We start from the raw sequence: 21,987 nt of genomic DNA, 5'->3' as shown, positions 1-21,987 counted from the left end.
GGGGGATATTTGCGAATCACGACGCGGATATCCCTTTTGTATGGCATCTATTTGTGATAGGCACGCTTATCGTTCTTTGATAGAATAGTAGATAGCATAATTCCGTCTATTTTGAAAGGAAGTGTAAGTAGTGGATACTATTTGGATACAGCAATTCTTATTGGGACTCGGAAAATTATTTCTACATCCACTATTCTACTATTCTTTATTGCTCTGCTTGATCATGGGGTATCGGCGCGTCAAAAAAGAAAGGTCGGATTTTAAAATCCGGGTGGAAAGCGGCTATTTCGAGCTGCGCAATGTATGGAAGATGGGCCTTTTGATCGGTTTGGCCCTTTCGGTGATCAGTATTGTGGCGGGGATGGCCATCCCGTTTGCGGCAGTTCTGGTTGTAGGAGCCGTTACGGTTCTGTTTAGTTTGACGCTACAAACTAGATTGCTATCCCCTGCTTATACGATAGGGGCTTCTATCTTCATTTTGTTTTTTTTGTATGGGCATAAGCTGGACATTCCTTTCCTCGGAAAAGCGGTTGAAGATATGCCTTCGTCCCTGTCTCCTGCATTGGCTGCTGTGATGGGGCTGATGCTGGTAGCGGAAGGCATTCTGATTAAGCGGAATGCCGTTAAAGGCACTTCGCCTGAGCTCATTACCTCGAATCGCGGCATGACCGTCGGATCGCATGTATCGAGCAGGCTCTGGCTAGTTCCGATGTTTTTATTTGTCCCGGGTGGCGAGCTGTCTGCGCCTTTTGAATGGTGGCCGGTCTTTCACATAGCAGGCGATATGCATGTGGCGCCTCTATTCCTGCCGTTCCTGATCGGCTTTTCTCAGCATGTGCACGGACGGCTGCCTGAGGAATCCATCAGAATGACAGCCAACCGCGTGTTCATTTTATCCGGCTTTGTTCTGCTGATCGCAATCGCAAGCATTTGGCTGCCGATTCTCACCATCGTAGCAGCGGCAGTGGCCGTACTTGGCCGTGAAAGCATCCATTACTTCGGAAAAATAGCCGAACAGCATTTGCCGTTTTACTTCTCGAAGCGGGAGCATGGCGTATTGATTCTGGCAGTCATGCCGGATTCACCGGCCGAAAAAATGGCCCTGGAGGTCGGCGAGTTAATTACAAAGGTGAATGGTACACCGGTTCAAACAGAACACCAGCTCTATGAAGCGCTGCAGCATAACCGTGCCTACTGCAAGCTGGAGGTGCTGGATACCAATGGCCAAATCCGGTTTGTCCAGCGTGCGCTGTTTGAAGGCGAGCATTATGAACTGGGCATCCTCTTTTTGCCGGAGGAAATCCGTGCTTCGACTGCATAATTTAGATTATACAGATTTAGGAAAAGAGGCTGGGACAATAGCATTTTAGCTATATCCCAGCCTCTTTACTCGTATCATTATATATTTTTATTCTTCTTCCCACACAATTCTTTCCATTTTCCCTAAAACGACTGTATAGAAGAAAATGCCGATGATAAGGACCGCTCCGGCGATGAGAAAGGCCAGATTAAAGGAGCCTGTTACGTCGATGATATAGCCGGTCACTAATGAAGCGATGATTCCGCCAAATAAATTGTTGGAAAAATTGATGATCGCGCTCATATTGGCATTGGTCCCTGGGGGAGCAATTTTTGATACGATGGACCATCCGATAGGGGCGGTAGCGGAAATTCCAGCCAAACCAATGGTGATGCAAAACATGGATATAATCGGATTGTCGGTAAAGATGGAACCCAAAAATACAAGGCCGACTGTAAAACCTGTGATGATAATCCGTCTATACACTTTATTTTCTTCCACGCCTTTTCGAATTAAGATATCCACTAGCCATCCGCCGACCAAGATGCCGACCAGCGCTGCGATAAGCCAGGGAATGGCGACCAATAACGAGGTGGTCACTGAATCCAATTTGAATTGCTCCTTGAAAAAAGTCGGCAGCCACATCAGCAATAAATTGAAGGTATAGCCATAACCGGTAAATCCGATGGTCACTCCCCATACTTTTCGGCTTGAGAATAATTTCTTTAATACATATAAGAACGGATAAGATACTTCTTCTGATTCTTGCGTGTCGCGGATATAGTGAAGCTCGCGTTCTGATACTTTTTTATGATTCTTTGGTTCCGCATAATTGCGCCAAAAAATGACCGTGAACAGAACGTTCATGATTCCAATGCTCAAAACGGCCACTCTCCAATCAAAAAAGGAGATAATGAGTGCCACCAATGGAGCGCCTATGACATTCGATAGCTTGGCCGATGAATCGAACAATGCATTGGCAAGCCCGCGTTCATGTGCCGGAAACCAATTAGCCGTTGCCTTTGATGCGGCGGGAAATGCGGCCGCGCTCGCCATTCCTGTGAAAAACCGAAGGATATAGAGCAGCAGCTTCCCTTGTATAAAGGCAAACACAATGGTTAATAGGCTCCATATGACCAGCCCTGTTCTCACAACCGGGCTTACCCCTTTTTTATCAAGCAGGTAGCCGATTGGAAGCTGCATCAAGGTATATGAATAATTATAGATAGAGAAAACGAGCCCGATTTCGAAGGCTGTCAGCCCGAAACTGTGCTGTAAATCAGGTGCGGCAATAGAAACAGCCACACGGTCAAAATAATTCAGCATAACCATTGAGCATAATAGAGAGGAAATCATCCATCTTGTATTGGAGCCCTTTGGCCGTGAAGTTTGATTGTCTGTCATTCCAATTCCTCTTCTCGTGTCGATCTAAGATAGTCTTTTATCTCTTTTCCACAAAAATAAAAAGTCAAACAAGTTGATTATAGGAGGAAATGGCATTTCTACGTTTTATCCTTATATGGCAGGGAAGAGGAGGAGTATGTGTTTTGCATGTTAGTCACAATTATAGAGGTGATAAACGTGCCATGTACGCATCAAACGTACCAGGGGGGATTGCAGAGAAACGTATGGGAACTATTTTTAAAATTTCTAGTGCATTTATCGGTATTTTGATTGGAGCAGGGTTTGCTTCAGGTCAGGAGATTTTGCAATATTTTACGAGCTTTGGAATAAAGGGGACTGTCGGAGCGGTTATATCTGTGATCTTATTTGGATATATGGGTATGACACTCATGAAGCTTGGAATCAGGACACAGACCGATTCCCATCAGGAAGCTATTGTTAGGATCAGTGGAAAGCATCTGGGAAGGGTGATCGACTATATATTGGTCGTCATCTTATTTGGGATCGGGGTTGTCATGATTGCAGGTTCCGGCTCCATCTTCAGGCAGCAGTTCGGCATTCCGGAGATAGCAGGGACTGTATTAATGACGCTTCTTGTGCTGGCCACCGTTATGTCCAATGTAGATCAAGTAGTAAAAGTGATTGCATTGGTGACTCCTTTTCTTATTTTTGTTGTTATTTTTCTGTTTATCTACAGCATGTTTACAATGGATGTGTCCTTCAGTGAATTGGACATGCTGGCCAAGGAGCAGCCTTCAGCAGCCGGACATTGGCTAGTATCTGCTATTAACTATGTGTCATTGGCTATTGCTATGGGAGCTTCCATGACGTTAGTGATGGGAGGAGATGAATCCAATGAAAGAATAGCATCCATTGGAGGCCTGGTAGGCGGAGTTGGAGTGGGGATTTTAGTCATTATGAGTCATCTGGCCATCTTCGCGAATATTGATCAGCTTGCAGGTCTTGATATGCCCTCGTTGGGATTGGCAAACCAAATTTCCCCAGTGTTAGGAATTGTCTATTCCATTGTTCTGTTAGGAATGATTTTCAATTCGGCAGTTTCGATGTTTTTTTCGTTAGGGACACGTTTTTTTAAACCGAAGACAAAGAAATTCAATGGTTTTGTGTTTATCGTTCTATTAATTGGTTTCTTCGCCAGCTTTTTTGGCTTCACACAACTTGTCTCCTTTTTATATCCCTTATTTGGTTATTTAGGATTATTGCTGATTGGCATTCTGGTTGTCTCCTCTTTCAGAATGAAATCTTTCGGAAAATCCGCCGACCAGAAAAAAATAGTCTGAGATGGCCATCTTCAGTATGGTCAGAACATCTAACATAAAATGAAAGGTGATGGGTGATTGGATTTATATGAAAGAAAACTGTTTGTCAGGGAATTGAAGCGATTGGCAGCCGAATATGAGAACTGCCCCGACATATGTATAAAAAAAGCTATTTTATGCGATATGGACCTTCTTTCCCGATGTCTAAAGTCAAATCGAGAATCATAAATTCATGGAGAAATAGACCTTTTAGGAGGTCTATTTTGATGCAATCCAATTCAATTAAATTAAGAAGTTAAGGTTTTCTTAAGATTTTCTTTCATTTCTCTTTATCATCGTCCTGTACAGTATGTTATACAAAATACATTCCAGGAGATCATAACAATGAAGAAAATCTTTGCCATTTTTATTCTGATTGCGGCCGTGGCCGGATATTGGGGATACCAAGTATATAATGACACATCCAATAGTAAGATGGAGGTTCTCCATCCAGAACGTACTAAGCTAGAACCTGAGCCAGAACCTAAGCAAAAAGAGGAGAAAAAGATACCCGAATTGGGTTTGACGGGCAAAGTCGCCCTGCTTTTTGATGAGAGAGATGGAAACATCTTATATGAAAAAAATGCAAATAAACGAATATATCCCGCCAGCACGACCAAAATACTGACAGCACAATTAGCGCTTAAATATGGAAATCTGAATGACCGAATCACAGTTGGCGATGAAGTCAATATGAAAGAAAAAGGGGAAAGTACCGCATACCTTGTTGAAGGGCAATCCTATACACTGCGGGAGTTGATGTCTGGCTTAATGCTTCCTTCCGGAAATGATGCGGCGAGGACAATCGCTATTTATGCAGGCAAAAAAATAGAAGGGAATCTCCATCTCAGCAATGAAAAAGCGATGGCCGTATTTGTCCGGGAGATGAACGAGTATGCTGATCAGTTAGGTGCAACCCATTCCCATTTCGTGAATTCGAATGGACTGCATGACCGTAATCATTATACGACCGCCTATGATATGGCCATCATTACAGAAGCGGCTATGAAAATCCCTGAATTCATGGCGATTGTATCCCAGTCCACTTATCGTGATAAAAACGTTTCCTATAAAAATACCAATCAATTGTTGGATCCGGAAAATGAACATTATTTCGAGGGGGTGGATGGCATAAAAACTGGATTTACAGATGAAGCAGGTAGATGCTTAGTTTCCTCCATAAAAGTAGACGGCCGGCATTTGGTGGCTTTAGTCTTCGACTCGACCAATGAGGAGGTTTTCAATGATTCATCCGCATTACTGAGTGCAGGGATAACCTATGGAAGCTAATCGCTATATGATATAATTTTTAAAGTATTCATTGAATTACGTTCAATAGGAAAGGGGGCTGCACTTATGAAGCAAATTCTCGTGGTGGATGATGATGATGAAATCGTCCATTTGATTTCTATTTATTTGAAGAATGAAGGGTTTATCATTCATACTGCTTCCAATGGGAAGGAAGCACTGGAGATAATGGAAATCGAACCGATTGATTTAGTCATTCTGGACTTGATGATGCCTGTCATGGATGGTATGGAGATGTGCAGAGTGCTAAGGGAAACGAGTCTGGTCCCTATATTGATGTTGACCGCCAAATCGGAGGATATGGATAAAATAACTGGACTGATGAGCGGTGCAGATGATTATTTGACGAAGCCCTTCAATCCGCTTGAGGTGGTAGCAAGAGTAAAGACATTGTTGCGCAGGGCCTATCAATATAGCGAAAATGCAAATAAATCGCATATTTCCATTGATAATCTGGAAATTGATCAAAAGGAGCATAAAGTGACGGCCGCTGGAAAGGAAATTACCCTGACGGCGAAGGAGTTCAGCATTCTGTCGATTCTTGCCTCCAATCCGGGGCGTGTCTACAGTTCTGAAGAGTTGTATAAGCTTGTTTGGAAGGAATCCTATATCAATGCAAACAATACCATTATGGTCCATATAAGCAATCTCCGGGAGAAACTGGAAAAAGAGCTTGGCTATAAAGTGATTAAGACGATTTGGGGAGTAGGCTACAAAATTGAGAAATAACATACGGTTATCTCTTACGATTAAATTGTTTCTTCTTCTTCTATACAGTCTTTTACTCTCAATTGCGACAGCTGCTTTACTTCTCGGCATCGTTTATTATATCTATAAGCATTCGACTATTGATGGTTTTGTCGGACCGCTTATCCGCAAGTTGTACTATACATATGGATTGGCACCCGCCGCCAGCATACTTGTCGTTCTTTTTTTGTTTGTCTATTTTATGCTGCTCGTAAGGAAGCCGGCCAAATATGTTTCCCAGGCGGAGCATGTGACCCATGAATTATCGAAGGGGAATTTCGATGTCCAGATCCCGAAGGATTTGCCGTCCATGCCATTAAGTATTTTCAATAATCTTGAATTAATGAAGCGGCAGCTTGATTACTTGATCAAGGAAGAAAAACGGATCAGCCATCTGAAGAATGATTTGATCACCAATGTATCCCATGATTTAAGGACACCGCTGACATCGATGATTGGTTATCTGCAGTTAATAGAAGAGGGTAAGTATAAAGACGAGGTGGAACTGATTTATTATGCGGATATCGCTTATGAAAAATCGGTTAGGCTGAAACGGATGGTCAATGACCTTTTTGAATATACAAAGCTTCAGAATGAGGAGCTTGTTCTTTATAAAACAGAGATTAATCTGAATGAATTGCTGAAACAACTGATTGCCCAGTTTCTTCCCGAAACGACCAAATTAGGCATCTGTATCGATTTGGATGAAAAGGAATCCATCCTTGTAGGGGCTGATGCCGATAAGCTGGTTCGAGTGTTTGAAAATATCATTTCCAATGCCTTAAAGTATGGAAAAGCCGGGGAAGATATACTCATTATTCTGTCCGGCGAGAAAAAACAGGCAGTGATTGAAATCATAAATGCTGGGGACCCGATTCCGGAAGCGGCTCTTCCATTATTATTTAATCGCTTATACCGTGTCGAAGCATCACGGTCTTCCGACACAGGCGGAGCTGGACTTGGCCTGGCCATCGCTAAGGGGATTGTGGAATCTCATGGCGGAACAATAGGAGCGAAGAGCAGCCAGGAGAGAACGACCTTTACCGTGAGGCTGCCATTGCTTGAAACTGATAAAGAGTGAACCGATCCTACTGGGTCGGTTTTTTTGTTCGGACTGGTTTTATTAGATATTTTTTACATTTTTGATTAAAAGTGGTTGTTAATATAGTTCTTACATACTATATTAATAGAGTTGTTATTATCTTTTATCGGGGGAATAAGTATGACTTTGTTCGGTTTGTTAATACTGTTGCATGTGACGGCCGCTGTTTGTGGTATTGGCGGGACCTTTATTATGCCGCTAGTTATTTCCTATCCTAAGACGGTCTCCCAGGCTCTTTTTTCCATTGAGCTTTATAGAGGGATATCCAAGGTTGCCAAAATAGGGGGGATTGTTCTTCTTCTTACAGGTGTCTTGATGGGGATAATGAATACATATCTTTGGGGAGAAATCTGGTTCACAGCTTCTTTGGTGTTATATGTGCTGATCCAGCCAATTTTCATTGTAATGATTCCACGGAAGCTTGATCGGCAAGTGGATGCCTTGAAGAGTGCAGAAGATGAACGGTTACCTTCCCATTATTTAGGAATAGCCAAGGAAATGGCGCCATGGTCAGCCATTGCCCATACTGCCACATTTCTTCTTGTCATTCTGATGGTATGGAAGCCTTTCTAATAAAGAAAGAATAGTTTTTTGAGGGGAGCTGTCTTTTTATGTTGTATAAAGCAGTTGCCAGTAGCGCAGGAGAAGAGGGCAAAGTTGTCCATTTCTTAGAAAACCATTACATACATTTAAAAAAGAACCGATCCCTATGTGGGTCGGTTTTTTGTTGTGAAATATAGTCTGGAAAGATGATATCCATACAATGAGCCTGCCAATAAGAACGTGTTTCTTCGTTTTGGGATCGTTAAAAGCATCCTGTAAATAATAACTTGTTTGGATTGGCCAGTTACAAAACTAAATCGGCCATGATCACGGATGGTTTGCATCATGTTGCCATTATAGGAGCTGGAAGGAAATTAACATTCTTATTGGTTTTTCTTCAGCTTTTCTTAAGTTTTTATTTATTGGGGCTTTATTTTTACACTTTATACTTTTAGTCAAGATCGGTTATGGTCTCTACTCTCAGATATTTAGTTGGGCAGGCGGTATGGACCGGCTTCTAAACCTGGCGTTTTATCATGATCTTGATTGCCCAAATGAAAGAGTGTGGAGATGCGGCCAAAAATAAAATTTGCGTGGAGGAATAGCTGTGAAGAAGAAAGTCTATGTATTATTCGGTGGCAAGACGGGGGAGCATGATGTATCGGTGTCTTCAGCTGTGAATGTCCTTAATGAATTAAATAAAGAACTCTATGATGTTTTTGCCTTGTATATAACCCGTGATGGCATTTGGACAAGGCCTTGGCAGATGAATGGGCAGGAGGTGACAGAAGCGGCTGTACTAAGAACATCACCCTTGTCCCAAACACATTCTATTTTGGAGCTTTTATTAAGTATAAACGATGAAAATAGCATCGTGTTTCCCGTCATGCATGGTACTTTTGGAGAAGACGGAAAGCTGCAGGGACTATTGGAAATGATGAATATAGCTTACGTGGGGAATGGGGTGGCTGCCTCAGCTGTTGCGATGGATAAAGTTTTGGCCAAGAAGGTTTTCAGCTGCCATTCTATTCCTCAGGCCGCTTTTATTGCCTTTCAAGAAGATGAGTACAAGCGTAATCCATATGGCTGCTTACAGAGAGCCACAGAAGAAATCGGTTATCCTTGCTATGTGAAGCCCGCTAATATGGGCTCCAGCATCGGCATTACCCGTTGTCTGTCAAGGGCAGATTTAGAAGGGGCAATCATGGCGGCTTTTCAATATGATTATAAAATTCTAATAGAAGAAGAAATTCAAGGCAAAGAGGTATTGGTTGCTTTAACAGGCAATCAGATGATCAGGTGTTCAATGGCTGGAGAATGGAAGAGAGAAGCTTCTTTTTTTGGATATGAGGATAAGTACATGGATGCCGGACTCACTCCGATCATCCCTGCTGACATTTCCGATGATATTTATTTGAAAATGTGCGAATATGCGAAGGAAGCTTATCGTGCTTTGGGATGCACAGGAATGCTTAGGGCAGATTTCTTTATTACAGAAAATCAGTCCATTTATCTGAATGAAGTGAATACCATACCGGGGTTCACCAAGCACAGCATGTTTCCTTTATTGGTGCAGGCTTCCGAAAATTGCAGTTATTCAGAGGTTTTGGACCAACTGATTAAGCTCGGGGCCTTACAATTTAAAAAAATGGATACCCTTCACTATCAACAGCTGGATCGGAAGCAGCTGGGGGGAACACAGCTATGAAGCCTGTACTGCAGATAGACTTGGAGAAAATCAAACATAATACCAGGCAGCTGGTGAATAAAGCCAGGGAATATGGAGTGAGTGTGGCCGGGATCACGAAAGGATGCTGCGGAAACGAAGCTTTTGCTAAAGCCCAAATGGAAGCAGGTGTTGATTTGTTGGCAGATTCACGAATTGAAAACCTGAAGAAACTCAATCATCTGCCCATCCCCAAAATGCTGTTAAGATCGCCTAAGTTGAGTGAAGTGAATGAGGTTGTCACATTCGCTGATTATAGCTTGAATTCTGACTTGATGGTTATCCGTGCTCTTGACAAAGCAGCGGCCGAATTAAAGAAAAAACATGGTGTTATTCTGATGGTCGATGTAGGAGATTTACGCGAAGGCATTTGGCATGAGCATTCCGAAAATATGTTTGCCATGATTGATTCGATTGTCCAGATGAAAGGAATTGTGCTAGAAGGATTAGGAACGAATGTTACCTGCTTCGGCGGGATTATGCCGACTGAACAAAATTATGGGCATTTCATTTCCTTAGGTGAGGAAATACGGGGACGATACGGCATTGATTTGCCCATTATATCCGGAGGGAATTCAAGCATTCTGCAAATGCTGTATGAAGGAAGGCTGCCGAAAGGGGTCACACAGCTTCGTGTAAACCAAGCCATTTATCTAGGGATGGAAATAGGGCAGGGGAATAAAGTGCCTGGATGGACTTCGAGGACGGTTTCTTTAAAGGCGGAAATTATTGAAATCCAAGAAAAGCCTTCATTGCCGCAGGGGGAAACTGCGAGAATGAATGCATTTGGGGACATCCCTCTTTTCGAGGATAAAGGATTAAGGAAAAGAGCCATTGTGGCGATCGGAAGGCAGGATATGGATGTTAGTGGTCTAACCCCTTACGATTCAGGCATTACCATTGAGGGGGCGAGTAGCGATCATTTGATATTGGATCTTACAGAAGCAGTAGAGACTTACCAGACAGGAGATTGGGTGTTATTCGAGGTGGCAACCTATTCGGGCATATTGACAGCGATGGCTTCTCCGTACATCCACCAGGAGGCTATCCATGAAGTCATACAATGCTATTGATTTGATGAGATTTGTAGCAGCTTTATTCGTGATCAGCATTCATACAGATCCCTTTCTTGATCTGTCGCCGGCGTTTAACTACATATGGGTCTCAGGGGTTTGCCGTGTGGCTGTACCATTTTTCTTTATGGCTTCAGGTTATTTCTTTTTCAAAAAGCTGGATGGGCATTCAGGATCTGGTGAGAAACAAACCTTTCTCCTTATATATGCAAAAAAACTGCTCAAATTGTATGTGCTATGGAGTCTGATCTACTTGCCTTTACAGGCAATGGTTTGGCTGGCGAAGGGAGGCGGCTGGCAATACTGGGGGGAATACCTCCAGAAATTCTTTTTTGAAGGAAGCTATTATACACTCTGGTATCTTCCTTCTCTCTTATTTGCTGTTGTTTTTTCATATTGCCTATTTAAGTTTTTAAAGCCCAAATTCGTTATGTACATAACGTTTACACTATTTGTGGCAGGTACGTTGCTTCAATCGTACTATGACCTTTTTCAACAACAGGATTTGCTTTCATGGTATTATGCCCTTTTCCTGACAACAAGGAATGGATTATTTTTCGGGAGCTTTTTTGTGAGTGCGGGCATATATTTAGCGATGTTTGGAGAAAAAAGAAAGCCGCGAAAAGACTTGTGGTATTGTATTCTTTTCTTCCTATTCTTACTTTTGGAAGTAAGCTTATTGAGGGGAGAATCTTTTACAAAGGGAAATGGCATGTGGTTAATGCTTGCCCCTGCCGTTTATTTCTTATTTTCGTTCCTGAGAAACGCAGGGTTACGTAATAGGCCGATTTACCGAATGCTAAGGCCAATCAGCTTTTTGATGTATGTATCACATGGATTGTTCCTGCTGACAGTCGGAATAGTCTTTCAAATGAATTCCTTTCTATACAGTACAGCAATCGTCGTTCTTTCTTTCTTATTTTCAATTGGTTTTATCTACATCGGTAAGAAGAATCGTTTTATCCGGCAGTTATATTAAAGAGCGAGAGTAGGGATTTGGCCAGGGCATAGGGCGGCTTTCATTTAGAAGGCTGCCTTTTTCATGCGATTCTTCCCTTTAGATGAATGGGCAGGGAACGTGGTATACTGGACCTATCAAGAGGGGGCTTGGATAAATGTTGGAATGGTTTCTCTTTTTGCTGGCCTCCATGCTTGCCCTTGTCGTGATTACATCGGTGACTGACAAAAGCGGGAAGTTGAAACGAAGGCCATTAGTCATGACAATGATTGCTATTTTAGTTTGGGGGATGAATGGATTCTTATTTCTAGGCGGCGTGTATGAACGTATGCCTCGATATTGGGCAGATGCTTTATTCATTCCGATTACTATCATTTCCATATTGTTAATGGTGTTGTCTGGTTTTAAGGAATGGCCGAATAATGTACTGTATAGCCTGCTTCTCTTTATACTGTCATTTATTACTGCGGCTTTATGTATCTTGCTTTTTGTCATTGTAAGCATGTAAAGAGTTGATTGGATTTGAAATATGGATCGGGACATCAATCTGAAGATAATCGCCGTTTGCTTGGTATGCGTATTATTTTTCGACAAAATTCGCTTAAACCGGCAACTATATGTTAAACTTTTGGACGGGATTATCATTTAGGGGAAGGGTAGATGAGATGAAAAGACATTTTACGAAGAAGAAGATGGCAATATTGTGGAAGTTAACCCGGCCTCATACTTTAACGGCTTCTTTTGTTCCTGTGTTAATTGGAACAGCTGCAGCCAAGTCTTATAGTAAGCTAGATTTTGGATTATTTATAGCCATGATGTTTGCCTGCCTCTTCATTCAAATCGCTACGAATCTATTCAATGAATATTACGATTTTAGGAGAGGGCTAGATACAGAGGAATCTGTCGGCATCGGCGGTGCGATTGTACGTGAAGGCATGAAACCGCGGACAGTGCTGCAAATGGCGCTTGCTTGCTATGCGATAGCTTTATTGATCGGTGTATATATTTGTGCAAGCACTACTTGGTGGCTGGCGTTAGTCGGACTTGTCGGAATGGCCATTGGCTATCTGTATACAGGCGGTCCGCTGCCGATTGCCTATACTCCTTTTGGCGAGCTGTTCTCTGGATTATGCATGGGATCCATGTTCATTCTCATTGCGTTTTATTTACAGACTGGGTTTGTGAATGCGCAGAGCATTCTGCTGTCCATCCCAATTGCCATCCTTGTCGGGGCAATCAACCTGTCTAATAATATTCGCGATATTGAGGAAGATACACTGGGGGGCCGTAAAACACTTGCTATTCTGATTGGAAGAAGGAAAGCTGTTTATGTATTGGCTGCTTCCTTCGTGCTGGCCTATCTATGGATTCTGGCACTTGTATTTGCCGGTGTTGCAAGTCCTTGGACGTTATTTGTATTCCTCAGCATTCCAATTCCGGTTAAAGCCGTAAAAGGTTTCCTGAGCGAAGGCATCAAGCTGAAAATGATTACAGCGATGAAATCGACAGCCCAGACGAATACAGTCTTCGGCTTATTATTGTCAATCGGGTTGTTCTTAACCTGAGAATTGGAAAACCTCGAAGCCTTAAGCAGAGCCTTTGTCAGTGCCCCATCTTAAGCTTGTCGGGGGTAAACAGGCGCTTTTCGCTTTAGTTTCATCCAGCTGCAAGCGCCACCCCCTCGAGGTCTTAAGTCAATCTCTGTTAAAGGCAAAGAGCAGCCTTTAAGCAGTGCTCGCCTTAAGCTTGTCGGGGGTAAACAGGCGCTTTTCGCTTTAGTTATTCAACTTTGATTTGGCCCATCATGCCGTTTTCTTCATGCTCTAGTATGTGGCAGTGGTACATGTAAATGCCTTTATGGGGAAAGGAGACCGCGAGCTTGATTCTATCGCCTGGATCGAGCAAGACGGTGTCCTTATAGCCTTGTTCATTGGCAGGCGGCTGTTTGCCATTTATGGACACTACCTTGAATTGTGTCCCGTGGATATGGAAAGGATGGATCATGCCTCCCATATGGTCGGGCTTATTGTAGATTTCCCATATCTCTGTGATGCCTTGCTTCTGGGTAAAATCTATGCGATTCATATCGAATGGTTTGCCATTGATGGTGACATTGTTGCCCATTCCAAAGAGCTCGACTTTTTTGTCGATAGGTTTTTGCTTCAGATCTTCAGAAAGAGAAATGGTAGTTAGCGTGCCTGGCAGCTTCCCGGACTTCTTATTATGTGTATCTTCTTTAAAATGGATCGGCAAAAGAACTGTATCCTTGCCATCAATCAAGGACACTGTTTTTTCGTCGGTATTTGAAAAATCCACAATAATTTCTGCCCGCTCTGCCGGACCAAGTTTTAATTCCTTCATGGAGACAGGTTCATTGAGCAATCCTCCATCAGAGGCAATCTGGTTGAATGATTGTCCGTTGCTTAGCTTGAATGTATAATTGCGCGCGTTTGAACCGTTCAGCAAACGTAATCTGATCTGTCCTTTGTCTACTGTTAACCGAGGGTTCACTGTTCCATTGATGACAGTCGTATCACCGGTAGTTCCATCGCTATTATGAACGCCATCATAATTTAATTGTTTGGTTTCTGTGAATGCCTTATCCTGAATGATCAAAGGAATGTCATTCTTTCCATATTCATTCGGCAAATTCAGTTTATTTTCCTGATCATCCTCTATATATATGAGCCCAGCTAAGCCGTTAAAAACTTGTTTCGCTGTTTTGCCCATTACATGGGGATGGAACCAAAGGGTGGCGGCAGGCTGTTCCACTTTGAAGGATAATTCCTTAGTTGTACCGGGCTTCAGCACATTATGCGGCCCACCGTCAGCTGATCCAGCAACCTCCAGTCCATGCCAGTGGAAAGTTGTATCCTCCTGCAGGCTGTTTTTCGTCTTGATATGGACATTTTGTCCCTTTTTTAGCTTTAAGACAGGGCCCATAAAAGAGCCGTTATAGCCGAGCGTATTTGTTTTTGTTCCTTTGAATAACTCTGATTGTCCTTGCCTTGCATCCACTGTATAGGTCACTTCGTTATCTGATTGGCTGTCTGCTTTTAGGATAGCAGGCATATTGAGTTCATTTTCTCCAGTCGAATCCTTCAGTGATATCGATTCATTATGCCCCATCTCCATATTCATTCCTTGCTTGCTGCTGTTATCAGAATGGGACATATCCATGCCTTCCATGTGCTCGTCATTTTTGTCAGAGCAAGCAGTAATAGTGAGGGATCCGGCTAGTAATAAAGGTATTGCGAGTCTTTTTTTCATGTTTTCTTTCCTCCTTTGTGTTCGTTTCTATCTTAACCGGCAAATATGTAGAATGTTTGCAGATGGCGTTCTTTGAATCGTTTGGGGAATAAAGTATCATTTTGTCTGTTACATTACTTTGACAGACAAAGTAATATGTTATATATTGTACTCAGGAGGCGGTGGCATGGAAGGCAAGATATCTTCAGATTTAATTAGAGGGCATACGGATACCATTGTATTGGGCATTCTTCGCGATGGAGACAGCTATGGCTATGATATATATAAGAGAATTCTCGCAAAAAGCAAAGGCTTGTATGAATTGAAAGAAGCTACTTTATATTCAAGCTTCAGGAGGCTTGAAAAAGAAGGATACATTTCATCCTATTGGGGGGATGAAAGCCAGGGAGGCAGACGTAAATATTACAAGCTGAATGCTGCAGGAGAAACATTATACAAGCGGAATAAAACCGATTGGGAATTTACTAAAAATATGATTGATCAATTAATATAAGGAGTTGATTGTATGGAAGACCGTATCCAGCGTTATGTGGACCGCATTTTTGAGGACTATAAAGAGTCGAAGCAACTGCATGAGCTGAAGGAAGAAATAAAAGCGAATTTGGCCATCCGCATTGAAGAAGCAATGGCAGACGGAATGCCGGAAGAGGAAGCTTTTCAGCAAGGAATGAAGGAACTGGGCGATATCAGTGAAGTGGCGGAGGAAATCTCGTTGAGCAGAAAAATGGAAGTATACGACGCGATGTATATCCGGAAACCATTGGGGAAAAAGCTTGCTTTAGGATATACAATTGCGACAGGGATTTTGTTGTTCGGTATTATTACAGCGCTCATTGTATTCTTTCAAAACCAAAACCTATTCACAGGGATTTCAGTATTCTTTCCGTTTGCGGCCATATCGGTTACTGCATTCGTTTTCATCGGATTAACACATGAAACGGATCAGCACTATGCGATGAAGAAAAAGAGGGCAGCTGTATATGCGATTGCCGCTTTGTTGTTGACTATCGGATTGTTCATTTCTTTTATTGTCTATCTTGAAAGAATGGGCCTTACAGGTCAGCTTGAACATATGAACCAATTGCTGTCTTTCAATAATGAAGCCATTTTCGTCGCTATTTCTACATTGGTGCCATTTGTTTTACCAGCCATTTGTTTATTCGTCTTTTTAGGGTTGACTGAAACAGACCGTAGCAAGCAAACCATCTGGAATAGCAACCACCTGGCTAATGCGAACCCTGAAGAGAAAGAAGCAATAAGAGCCATGATGGTCCATGGAAATCTATCCGGCGCATTATGGATCTTTGCCATCGGTTTGTTTCTAGTGATCGGCTTCTTTGGAAGCTGGGCCTATTCATGGCTTGTCTTTATTTTTGCCATAGGTATACAAGTGCTGCTTGAAGCTTTTTATGCAGGAAAGCGTACTCCACAAGCCTGAGTTCATGGAACTTTGGGCTTTTTTTGAGTATTATTCAGTATTGAAGAGTTAAAATAGCTAAGTTGAAGCCTTTTTTAGGGCGTAGGCAATTGTAACAGATGGTACATAATTTGTACGCCCATTAAAAAAAGGGCATGTTAGGATATAAGGGAAAAAGCTATGCAAGCATAGATGTGATTATCAACAATTTGCATATGCTCAACGTTTCGGTTTGTATCACTACAAAGCTTAAGACTGCTTATCTCTTTATCCTTTACTTTCAATATCCATCACTATATAACTGCAACAAATCAGACTACACTATTCGGGAGGAACAACATGGAACCATTGTTTTTACAACCTGTATTTCAAGAAAGAATTTGGGGGGGAGATGCACTCCGCACACAATTTGGATACGAAATTCCTAGCAACCGCACGGGCGAATGCTGGGCCATTTCTGCTCATCCGAATGGTCCGTCGACTGTCATGAACGGACCCTACAAGGGCCAGACATTGGACCGTTTATGGAAAGAACAGCCTCAATTATTCGGCCATCCTAAGGAAGATGTATTCCCCTTGCTGACAAAGATCTTGGATGCGAATATGGATTTATCGGTTCAGGTCCATCCAGATGATGCTTATGCAAAAGAACATGAAAATGGCGAACTTGGCAAAACGGAATGCTGGTACATTCTTGATTGCAAGCCAGGTGCCAGCTTGATTTACGGCCACTCTGCCAAAACGAAGGAAGAATTCATTCAACTAATGAAGGACGGAAACTGGGATGGACTGCTGAATCGTGTGTCTATTAAGCCTGGCGATTTCTTCTATGTGCCAAGTGGAACCATACATGCTCTTTGTGAAGGGACGCTAGTGCTTGAAACTCAGCAAAGCTCTGATACAACCTATCGTTTGTATGACTATGGCCGAACGGACGATCAGGGCAACCCTCGTGAATTACACGTGGATAAATCTCTCGAAGTGGCAACGATTCCTCACAAGGCAGAAGCGCCACAAGCCACTTTTGAGCAGAGGGGCCATGCAAAGATCATGAAGTACCTGGAGTCGGAGTTCTTCTCCGTTTATAAGTGGATGATCTCAGACTGCACACCATTCGCTTACGATACGTATATGTTATGCTCTGTTATTGATGGTGAAGGAGTATTGAAGAAAGAGAATGAAGAGTATGCGCTAAAAAAAGGCGATCACTTCATTCTGCCTAATGGGTTCGGAGAGTTTACGATTTGCGGTAAAGTGGACATAATCGCTTCCCATGTATAAAAATAGAAGCCGTTTCTGCAAGCTAGGCAGGAACGGCTTCTTCGCTTACGTAAAAGAACTTTTAATTAAACTAGCCGAGTCTATCCGAAGAACTTGCATATTTTAGGATACATTACTAAGATGTAGGGATATGGGGTATGTACATTAGTAAGGAGTTGATCGTATGTTTTCGTTTATCGGAATCGGAAGTGCATTCAATACGGCATTGGGAAATAATAATGCCTGCATGAAAAAAGAAAAGGATTTGTTTTTAATTGATTGCGGCTCTACAAATTTCAGCAGAATAATGGAAAGAGGGATGCTGGACGGAGTAAGGCAGATTACATTGCTACAGACGCATCTTCATGCAGATCACGTCGGGTCGCTTGGGGATCTGGTCGGTTATTCCTTCAATGTGATGAAGCCGCAGAAAGTGAAAAAAATCAGCATTCTTTCTCCAAAGGCGTTAGTAAAAGATATTCAGGAGATATTACGGAGTGAAGGAATCAGCGATGACCAATATGATCAAGTAGCAATCGGCGATTCCTATGCGCCAAAGGATTTAATGGGCATTACCTCAATTAAGCCTTATTTGGTGGAGCATGTCCCGACCTTGACTTGCTTTGCCTATTTAATGGAGATTGACGGAAAAAACGTATACTACAGCGGCGACTGCAATATGGTGCCGGATGACATCTTAAGCTTGATGCTTGATGGGAAAATAGATCAATTTTATCAGGATACAAGTAAAGCTGATCCGGAGAATAATGTGCATCTGTCTCTGCGGAAGCTGACTGAATTGATTCCGGCAGAGCACCGCGATAAAGTGTATTGCATGCATTTGGATGAAACATTTTCCAGGGAAGAAGCAGAAAGCCTCGGCTTTCATGTCGTTGAATCTGTTTAAGCGTATTCCCGACTTGTGTTGAACAACGGAAAGATGTGCAGCATTGAATTCTTGGAAATGATGGCCCTTTTATAAGGGACCATCTTTTTTTGTTGGCCCAATAGTTCTTAACCGGAAGGAACGATCATTAAATCTAATAAATGGTATTTATTTCAATTTATATTTTGTATACTACTATTAGTTGGTTTAAGGAGGATGGTTTAATGGAAGAGGAAATGCAGTTTGGCTATAGCGTATTTGACAGTGCGCCGCCTTTGTTCTTCATCATTTTAGCTATTATTGTTGTTGTAGCCATATATACAGTAACGAAAAATCTGGCAGTTTGGCAAAAGAACAATCAATCGCCTATATTGGACGTTCCGGCGCGAATAGTCGCCAAGCGCACTTCAATCAGAGGAGGCGGCGAATCAAGGGTCCGCCATTTTTATTTTGTTACGTTTGAAGTATTAAATGGGGACAGGATGGAGCTGGAAGTAAAGGGGCGCGAATTTGGCCTGTTGAGCGAAGGGGACGAAGGAAATTTGCAATTTCAAGGGACACGCTATCTTGGCTTTACGCGTATGCCTTCCTCCGGAGTGGGTGTTGAATGACAGGGGACCGTTTTTTTGATGGTTTGGCAACGGTTTTTCCAATTGTCTTTGTGACTGTTTTCGGGCTCATTGTTTGCGTTTTTATCGCTGGACTTGTGGGAGGGATAGCCACTTGGAGAAAGAACAATCGTTTACCGGTTCTGGATGTTTCCGCCCGTGTTGTGGCGAAACGCCATAAAGCCGGGGGAGGGGGAGAAACAAGCGTTCATCAATCCTATTTTGTCACGTTTGAAGTAGCGAGCGGAGATAGGATGGAACTGCAAGTGAGAGGCGACGATTTCGGTCAATTATGTGAAGGGGATGAAGGGGCGCTGCGTTTTCAGGGAACAAGGTTTGTCGATTTCCAACGATATCGAGAAAAGGAATCGGCATTCTAATTTGCCGATCGTGTTTCCTGGCACAAAAGGAATCCCTTTTGCGTATTTTCAGGATGGTTTGCTTTTTATATTACAGTGAGATAAGATAAAAATGCACAAAGAAAACTAAAAATGTTTTATTGGTTTTTGAGCTGGCTTTATTTTCCGCAGGGAGGCAGTTTATGCAGGCAAGAATTATGAATGCATTCATCGAAGAAATTCAGGCTAAAGGCATGAAGTTTACGATGGATGATTTAGCGAAACGTTTGGGAATCAGCAAAAGGACGCTTTATGAGCATTTTTCCTCTAAGATTCAGATTCTTGATGGCATCATAGAGCATACGATTGCTGAATTTGACGAACAGACAGAGAGGATTCTGGAAGATGATTCATTGAACCTTCTTGAAAAAATAAAAAAAGTGATTACAGTTGTTCCGAAATATAATGAGTTTTATGATTTAAGGATTCTCGAGCAGATGAAAAGATATTATCCTGTCCAGTATGAACGGATGCATACGGCATTAAACCAATGGGATGCCCTTCGTGGATTGATTGAAAAGGGAATTGAAGAAGGTCTGATTGTGAATAGGAATGTTCCATTGATGATGAAATTAATATTGGACGCGACGAATTCTACGCTGGACCGATCATTTTTTATTGAGAACAGCATCAATTTAAATGATGCATTGGCTGCTATTGTTGATATATTGCTGTTCGGCCTGATCGATCAGCATCACCCGATTGCTCTTGCAGCAGAACAAAAAAAGGAAGCATAAAAATCTAGTATAGAGGCTGGAGAGATCAAATGGTATGATTCAGACTCTTTTTTTATGGATGGATAAAACTATAAAAACAAAAATAGTTTTGTGGTTTTATAGCAAGGAGGGAAGAAAATGAGTTTTTTTAAAGATAGTACAAAAAATCAACGAATTGGACTAACATTGGTTATCACCATTTTGTTCATCGATATGCTGCTGTATAGTTTAATAATCCCTATTACCCCTTATATAACTGAGGTGCTCAAACCTTCATCAACGTTGGTCGGCATCCTGTTCAGTTCCTATGCTATTGCTTTTTTGATTTTTACACCTTTCTTTGGGCGATTATCGGATAAGATCGGGCGCAAGAAACCATTGCTTTTAGGGCTGACAGGGATGGCGCTAGCGACAGTCATTTTCGCTTTTTCCTCCCATTCCATAGAGGCGATGATTGCAGCCAGAGCAGTCCAAGGATTGGCTGGGGCAGCAGCTTGGGCAGCTGCTCTCGCTTTGCTGGCTGACTTATTTTCTGTAAAAGAGCGGGGGGCTGCGATGGGAATCGCCCTTTCAGGCATTTCCGCAGGAACATTGCTTGGAGCCCCTATCGGAGGCTGGCTGATGGAAAACGGAGGATATGAAATGCCGTTTATCTTTGCGGCTGTCCTTACAGTCCTCACATTCGGCCTTTCTTATATTCTCTTGAAGGACCCTGAACATCTTGAAGCGCAGGAAGAGAGCGCCCTTTTTCTTTTGAAGAATAAAACAGTGCTGTGGATTGTGGGAATAATACTGACAGCCGAAACGACTATGTGCCTTATGGAGCCAACGCTCCCTATTTATATATCAGGGCAATTCAACGCAACTCCATCCATGATAGGCCTCCTGTTCGGTATAATGACAGTGGCATATGGAATGATGGCGCCAGTATCAGGTGCCCTTACTAATAAAATCCGTCCGCAATATTTAATGGTCGCGGGGATTGGCATTTTGGGATTGTCTCTTCCATTCTTAATAAATGCTGCTTCTTTATGGCAAGTTACTATTGGAATGGTTATGATAGGAGCAAGCATAGGATTGGCTCTGTCTCCTACTTTAGCGACGCTCGCCGGCATTGTTGACCAGACCGGCAGTAATTCCTATGGAGCTGCATATGGATTGTTCAGCATGTTCCATGGGGTCGGCATGATTGCCGGACCGTTTATAGGAGGAGTATTAATGGATGTCTTCCCGGTTTCGCAAGCCATATATATAGTTGCTGCGGCAATCGGCGTAATGACGGTCCTGCTGGGAGTTATTCTCGTCTCCCATCGCAAAAAAGTAAGAACGATGGCAAGAATGTAAGTTTGAGGGTGTTTTTAAAAGCCCTTTTACTATATAAAATGAATGAAAGCGAAGTGGAATTATGAGCCTCCGCATTTGTGAGGTAAATGCTGATAATTGGCAAACCATTGCCTTATTATCAGTTAATGAAGAGCAGACTGGTTATATTGAAAGCAATTCGTTCTCGATTGCCCAATCGATATTTGAACCGCATTGGACATCCGCCGGTTTATATGAAGGCGATGAAGCGGTAGGATATGCGATGTACGGGTATGATCCCGGAAGCGGAGACGTTTGGCTTGATCGGTTTATGGTCGATCGGCATTTTCAGGGGAAAGGATATGCATCCAAGTTTCTGCCGATGCTGATAGCCCATATTGAGAAGAAATATAATTGCGATACGCTCTTCCTTAGCATCTCGCCGGATAATCAAGTGGCCCAGAAGCTGTATGAGAAGTATGGTTTCCGATTGAACGGGGAAGAAGACCATACAGGCGTTATTTCCGGTTTGACGATGGTGCTCCACGATTATGGACAGGAATATATGAGGAATTAAAATGGATGGCAGCTGATATCAGCTGCCATTTTTGTGGGGGATAAAGCCTTGGATTCGGCATTAACCTGTATAT

The 21,987-nt window shown here is 42.5% G+C and carries 22 protein-coding genes; 20 read left to right on the top strand and 2 right to left on the bottom strand.

Translation table 11 applies throughout. From position 1 onward, the window contains the following. The first annotated feature begins 130 nt into the window (after window positions 1-130). Complete coding sequence (locus tag ABC357_RS18275) at window positions 131-1,321, top strand: PDZ domain-containing protein (protein WP_412889034.1); 1,191 nt, start codon at window positions 131-133, stop codon at window positions 1,319-1,321. Window positions 1,322-1,408: 87 nt separating this feature from the next. On the opposite strand, the gene ABC357_RS18270 is transcribed toward ABC357_RS18275, so the two are convergent. Then, window positions 1,409-2,704, bottom strand: a complete 1,296-nt coding sequence (locus ABC357_RS18270) for an MFS transporter (protein ID WP_412889033.1) — start codon at window positions 2,702-2,704, stop codon at window positions 1,409-1,411. A 182-nt stretch (window positions 2,705-2,886) separates the two neighbouring features. On the opposite strand from ABC357_RS18270, the gene ABC357_RS18265 reads away from it, so the two are divergent. From ABC357_RS18265 to ABC357_RS18220, 10 genes are all read left to right on the top strand, one after another. Further along, window positions 2,887-4,005, top strand: coding sequence for a YkvI family membrane protein (locus ABC357_RS18265; protein WP_412889032.1), 1,119 nt, complete (start codon window positions 2,887-2,889; stop codon window positions 4,003-4,005). 363 nt (window positions 4,006-4,368) lie between these two features. Then, entirely contained in the window at window positions 4,369-5,313 is a 945-nt protein-coding gene (locus ABC357_RS18260; RefSeq protein WP_412889031.1) for a D-alanyl-D-alanine carboxypeptidase family protein, read from the top strand. Between the two features lie 66 nt (window positions 5,314-5,379). Next, a complete protein-coding gene (locus ABC357_RS18255; protein WP_412889030.1) occupies window positions 5,380-6,060 on the top strand; it encodes a response regulator transcription factor in 681 nt (226 codons plus the stop codon). Continuing rightward, window positions 6,050-7,159 carry a sensor histidine kinase gene (locus ABC357_RS18250; protein WP_412889029.1) on the top strand — a complete coding sequence of 370 codons (1,110 nt, stop codon included), beginning with the start codon at window positions 6,050-6,052 and terminating at the stop codon, window positions 7,157-7,159. The genes ABC357_RS18255 and ABC357_RS18250 overlap by 11 nt, the downstream gene beginning before the upstream one ends. Window positions 7,160-7,300: 141 nt before the next feature. Beyond that, the gene (locus ABC357_RS18245; RefSeq protein ID WP_412889028.1) at window positions 7,301-7,753 is read left to right on the top strand and encodes a DUF2269 family protein; all 453 of its coding nucleotides are present in this window, start codon (window positions 7,301-7,303) and stop codon (window positions 7,751-7,753) included. Between the two features lie 577 nt (window positions 7,754-8,330). After that, on the top strand, window positions 8,331-9,431 hold the full coding sequence (locus ABC357_RS18240) for a D-alanine--D-alanine ligase family protein (protein WP_412889027.1): 1,101 nt from the start codon (window positions 8,331-8,333) through the stop codon (window positions 9,429-9,431). After that, on the top strand, window positions 9,428-10,522 hold the full coding sequence (locus ABC357_RS18235; protein WP_412889026.1) for an alanine/ornithine racemase family PLP-dependent enzyme: 1,095 nt from the start codon (window positions 9,428-9,430) through the stop codon (window positions 10,520-10,522). Before ABC357_RS18240 ends, ABC357_RS18235 begins: the two co-directional genes overlap by 4 nt. Beyond that, on the top strand, window positions 10,500-11,501 hold the full coding sequence (locus ABC357_RS18230; protein WP_412889025.1) for an acyltransferase: 1,002 nt from the start codon (window positions 10,500-10,502) through the stop codon (window positions 11,499-11,501). Before ABC357_RS18235 ends, ABC357_RS18230 begins: the two co-directional genes overlap by 23 nt. A 136-nt stretch (window positions 11,502-11,637) precedes the next feature. After that, window positions 11,638-11,988, top strand: coding sequence for a hypothetical protein (locus ABC357_RS18225; RefSeq protein ID WP_412889024.1), 351 nt, complete (start codon window positions 11,638-11,640; stop codon window positions 11,986-11,988). A gap of 157 nt (window positions 11,989-12,145) precedes the next feature. Beyond that, window positions 12,146-13,045: a 1,4-dihydroxy-2-naphthoate polyprenyltransferase gene (locus ABC357_RS18220; RefSeq protein WP_412889023.1), complete on the top strand. Its 900-nt coding sequence runs from the start codon at window positions 12,146-12,148 to the stop codon at window positions 13,043-13,045. Window positions 13,046-13,259: 214 nt separating this feature from the next. Here the strand turns inward: ABC357_RS18220 and ABC357_RS18215 are convergent, their stop codons facing one another. Next, window positions 13,260-14,750, bottom strand: coding sequence for a multicopper oxidase family protein (locus ABC357_RS18215; RefSeq protein ID WP_412889022.1), 1,491 nt, complete (start codon window positions 14,748-14,750; stop codon window positions 13,260-13,262). A 166-nt stretch (window positions 14,751-14,916) separates the two neighbouring features. Between ABC357_RS18215 and ABC357_RS18210 the strand changes: the two genes are divergently transcribed. The 9 genes from ABC357_RS18210 (at window position 14,917) to ABC357_RS18170 (ending at window position 21,914) form a co-directional block, all read left to right on the top strand. After that, complete coding sequence (locus ABC357_RS18210; protein WP_412889021.1) at window positions 14,917-15,243, top strand: PadR family transcriptional regulator; 327 nt, start codon at window positions 14,917-14,919, stop codon at window positions 15,241-15,243. A 12-nt stretch (window positions 15,244-15,255) separates the two neighbouring features. Continuing rightward, complete coding sequence (locus tag ABC357_RS18205; protein WP_412889020.1) at window positions 15,256-16,188, top strand: permease prefix domain 1-containing protein; 933 nt, start codon at window positions 15,256-15,258, stop codon at window positions 16,186-16,188. 318 nt (window positions 16,189-16,506) lie between these two features. Beyond that, window positions 16,507-17,448: a mannose-6-phosphate isomerase, class I gene (manA, locus tag ABC357_RS18200; protein ID WP_412889019.1), complete on the top strand. Its 942-nt coding sequence runs from the start codon at window positions 16,507-16,509 to the stop codon at window positions 17,446-17,448. A gap of 163 nt (window positions 17,449-17,611) precedes the next feature. Then, entirely contained in the window at window positions 17,612-18,334 is a 723-nt protein-coding gene (locus ABC357_RS18195) for an MBL fold metallo-hydrolase (RefSeq protein ID WP_412889018.1), read from the top strand. A 203-nt stretch (window positions 18,335-18,537) separates the two neighbouring features. After that, the gene (locus ABC357_RS18190; protein ID WP_412889017.1) at window positions 18,538-18,924 is read left to right on the top strand and encodes a DUF2500 domain-containing protein; all 387 of its coding nucleotides are present in this window, start codon (window positions 18,538-18,540) and stop codon (window positions 18,922-18,924) included. Next, a complete protein-coding gene (locus ABC357_RS18185) occupies window positions 18,921-19,301 on the top strand; it encodes a DUF2500 domain-containing protein (RefSeq protein WP_412889016.1) in 381 nt (126 codons plus the stop codon). Before ABC357_RS18190 ends, ABC357_RS18185 begins: the two co-directional genes overlap by 4 nt. Window positions 19,302-19,462: 161 nt before the next feature. Then, the gene (locus ABC357_RS18180) at window positions 19,463-20,056 is read left to right on the top strand and encodes a TetR/AcrR family transcriptional regulator (RefSeq protein WP_412889015.1); all 594 of its coding nucleotides are present in this window, start codon (window positions 19,463-19,465) and stop codon (window positions 20,054-20,056) included. 117 nt (window positions 20,057-20,173) lie between these two features. Continuing rightward, window positions 20,174-21,379, top strand: a complete 1,206-nt coding sequence (locus ABC357_RS18175) for an MFS transporter (RefSeq protein WP_412889014.1) — start codon at window positions 20,174-20,176, stop codon at window positions 21,377-21,379. A gap of 61 nt (window positions 21,380-21,440) precedes the next feature. After that, a complete protein-coding gene (locus ABC357_RS18170; RefSeq protein ID WP_412889013.1) occupies window positions 21,441-21,914 on the top strand; it encodes a GNAT family N-acetyltransferase in 474 nt (157 codons plus the stop codon). Window positions 21,915-21,987: the final 73 nt, after the last annotated feature.

Source organism: Bacillus kalamii, assembly GCF_047238185.1.
GTDB lineage: Bacteria > Bacillota > Bacilli > Bacillales > DSM-1321 > Bacillus_AD.
The sequence above is the reverse complement of the archived record's forward strand: the minus strand, read 5'-3'. Positions and strand labels throughout refer to the sequence as shown.

Excerpts from the sequence above, each read along its gene's own strand:
- ABC357_RS18220 (WP_412889023.1), top strand. The coding sequence starts at position 12,146 with ATGAAAAGACATTTTACGAAGAAGAAGATGGCAATATTGTGGAAGTTA.
- ABC357_RS18170 (WP_412889013.1), top strand. The coding sequence starts at position 21,441 with ATGAGCCTCCGCATTTGTGAGGTAAATGCTGATAATTGGCAAACCATT.
- ABC357_RS18270 (WP_412889033.1), bottom strand. The coding sequence starts at position 2,704 with ATGACAGACAATCAAACTTCACGGCCAAAGGGCTCCAATACAAGATGG.
- ABC357_RS18210 (WP_412889021.1), top strand. The coding sequence starts at position 14,917 with ATGGAAGGCAAGATATCTTCAGATTTAATTAGAGGGCATACGGATACC.
- ABC357_RS18190 (WP_412889017.1), top strand. The coding sequence starts at position 18,538 with ATGGAAGAGGAAATGCAGTTTGGCTATAGCGTATTTGACAGTGCGCCG.
- ABC357_RS18205 (WP_412889020.1), top strand. The coding sequence starts at position 15,256 with ATGGAAGACCGTATCCAGCGTTATGTGGACCGCATTTTTGAGGACTAT.
- ABC357_RS18235 (WP_412889026.1), top strand. The coding sequence starts at position 9,428 with ATGAAGCCTGTACTGCAGATAGACTTGGAGAAAATCAAACATAATACC.
- ABC357_RS18185 (WP_412889016.1), top strand. The coding sequence starts at position 18,921 with ATGACAGGGGACCGTTTTTTTGATGGTTTGGCAACGGTTTTTCCAATT.
- ABC357_RS18225 (WP_412889024.1), top strand. The coding sequence starts at position 11,638 with ATGTTGGAATGGTTTCTCTTTTTGCTGGCCTCCATGCTTGCCCTTGTC.
- ABC357_RS18180 (WP_412889015.1), top strand. The coding sequence starts at position 19,463 with ATGCAGGCAAGAATTATGAATGCATTCATCGAAGAAATTCAGGCTAAA.
- ABC357_RS18230 (WP_412889025.1), top strand. The coding sequence starts at position 10,500 with ATGAAGTCATACAATGCTATTGATTTGATGAGATTTGTAGCAGCTTTA.
- ABC357_RS18175 (WP_412889014.1), top strand. The coding sequence starts at position 20,174 with ATGAGTTTTTTTAAAGATAGTACAAAAAATCAACGAATTGGACTAACA.
- ABC357_RS18265 (WP_412889032.1), top strand. The coding sequence starts at position 2,887 with ATGTACGCATCAAACGTACCAGGGGGGATTGCAGAGAAACGTATGGGA.
- ABC357_RS18195 (WP_412889018.1), top strand. The coding sequence starts at position 17,612 with ATGTTTTCGTTTATCGGAATCGGAAGTGCATTCAATACGGCATTGGGA.
- ABC357_RS18245 (WP_412889028.1), top strand. The coding sequence starts at position 7,301 with ATGACTTTGTTCGGTTTGTTAATACTGTTGCATGTGACGGCCGCTGTT.
- ABC357_RS18215 (WP_412889022.1), bottom strand. The coding sequence starts at position 14,750 with ATGAAAAAAAGACTCGCAATACCTTTATTACTAGCCGGATCCCTCACT.
- ABC357_RS18260 (WP_412889031.1), top strand. The coding sequence starts at position 4,369 with ATGAAGAAAATCTTTGCCATTTTTATTCTGATTGCGGCCGTGGCCGGA.
- manA (WP_412889019.1), top strand. The coding sequence starts at position 16,507 with ATGGAACCATTGTTTTTACAACCTGTATTTCAAGAAAGAATTTGGGGG.
- ABC357_RS18255 (WP_412889030.1), top strand. The coding sequence starts at position 5,380 with ATGAAGCAAATTCTCGTGGTGGATGATGATGATGAAATCGTCCATTTG.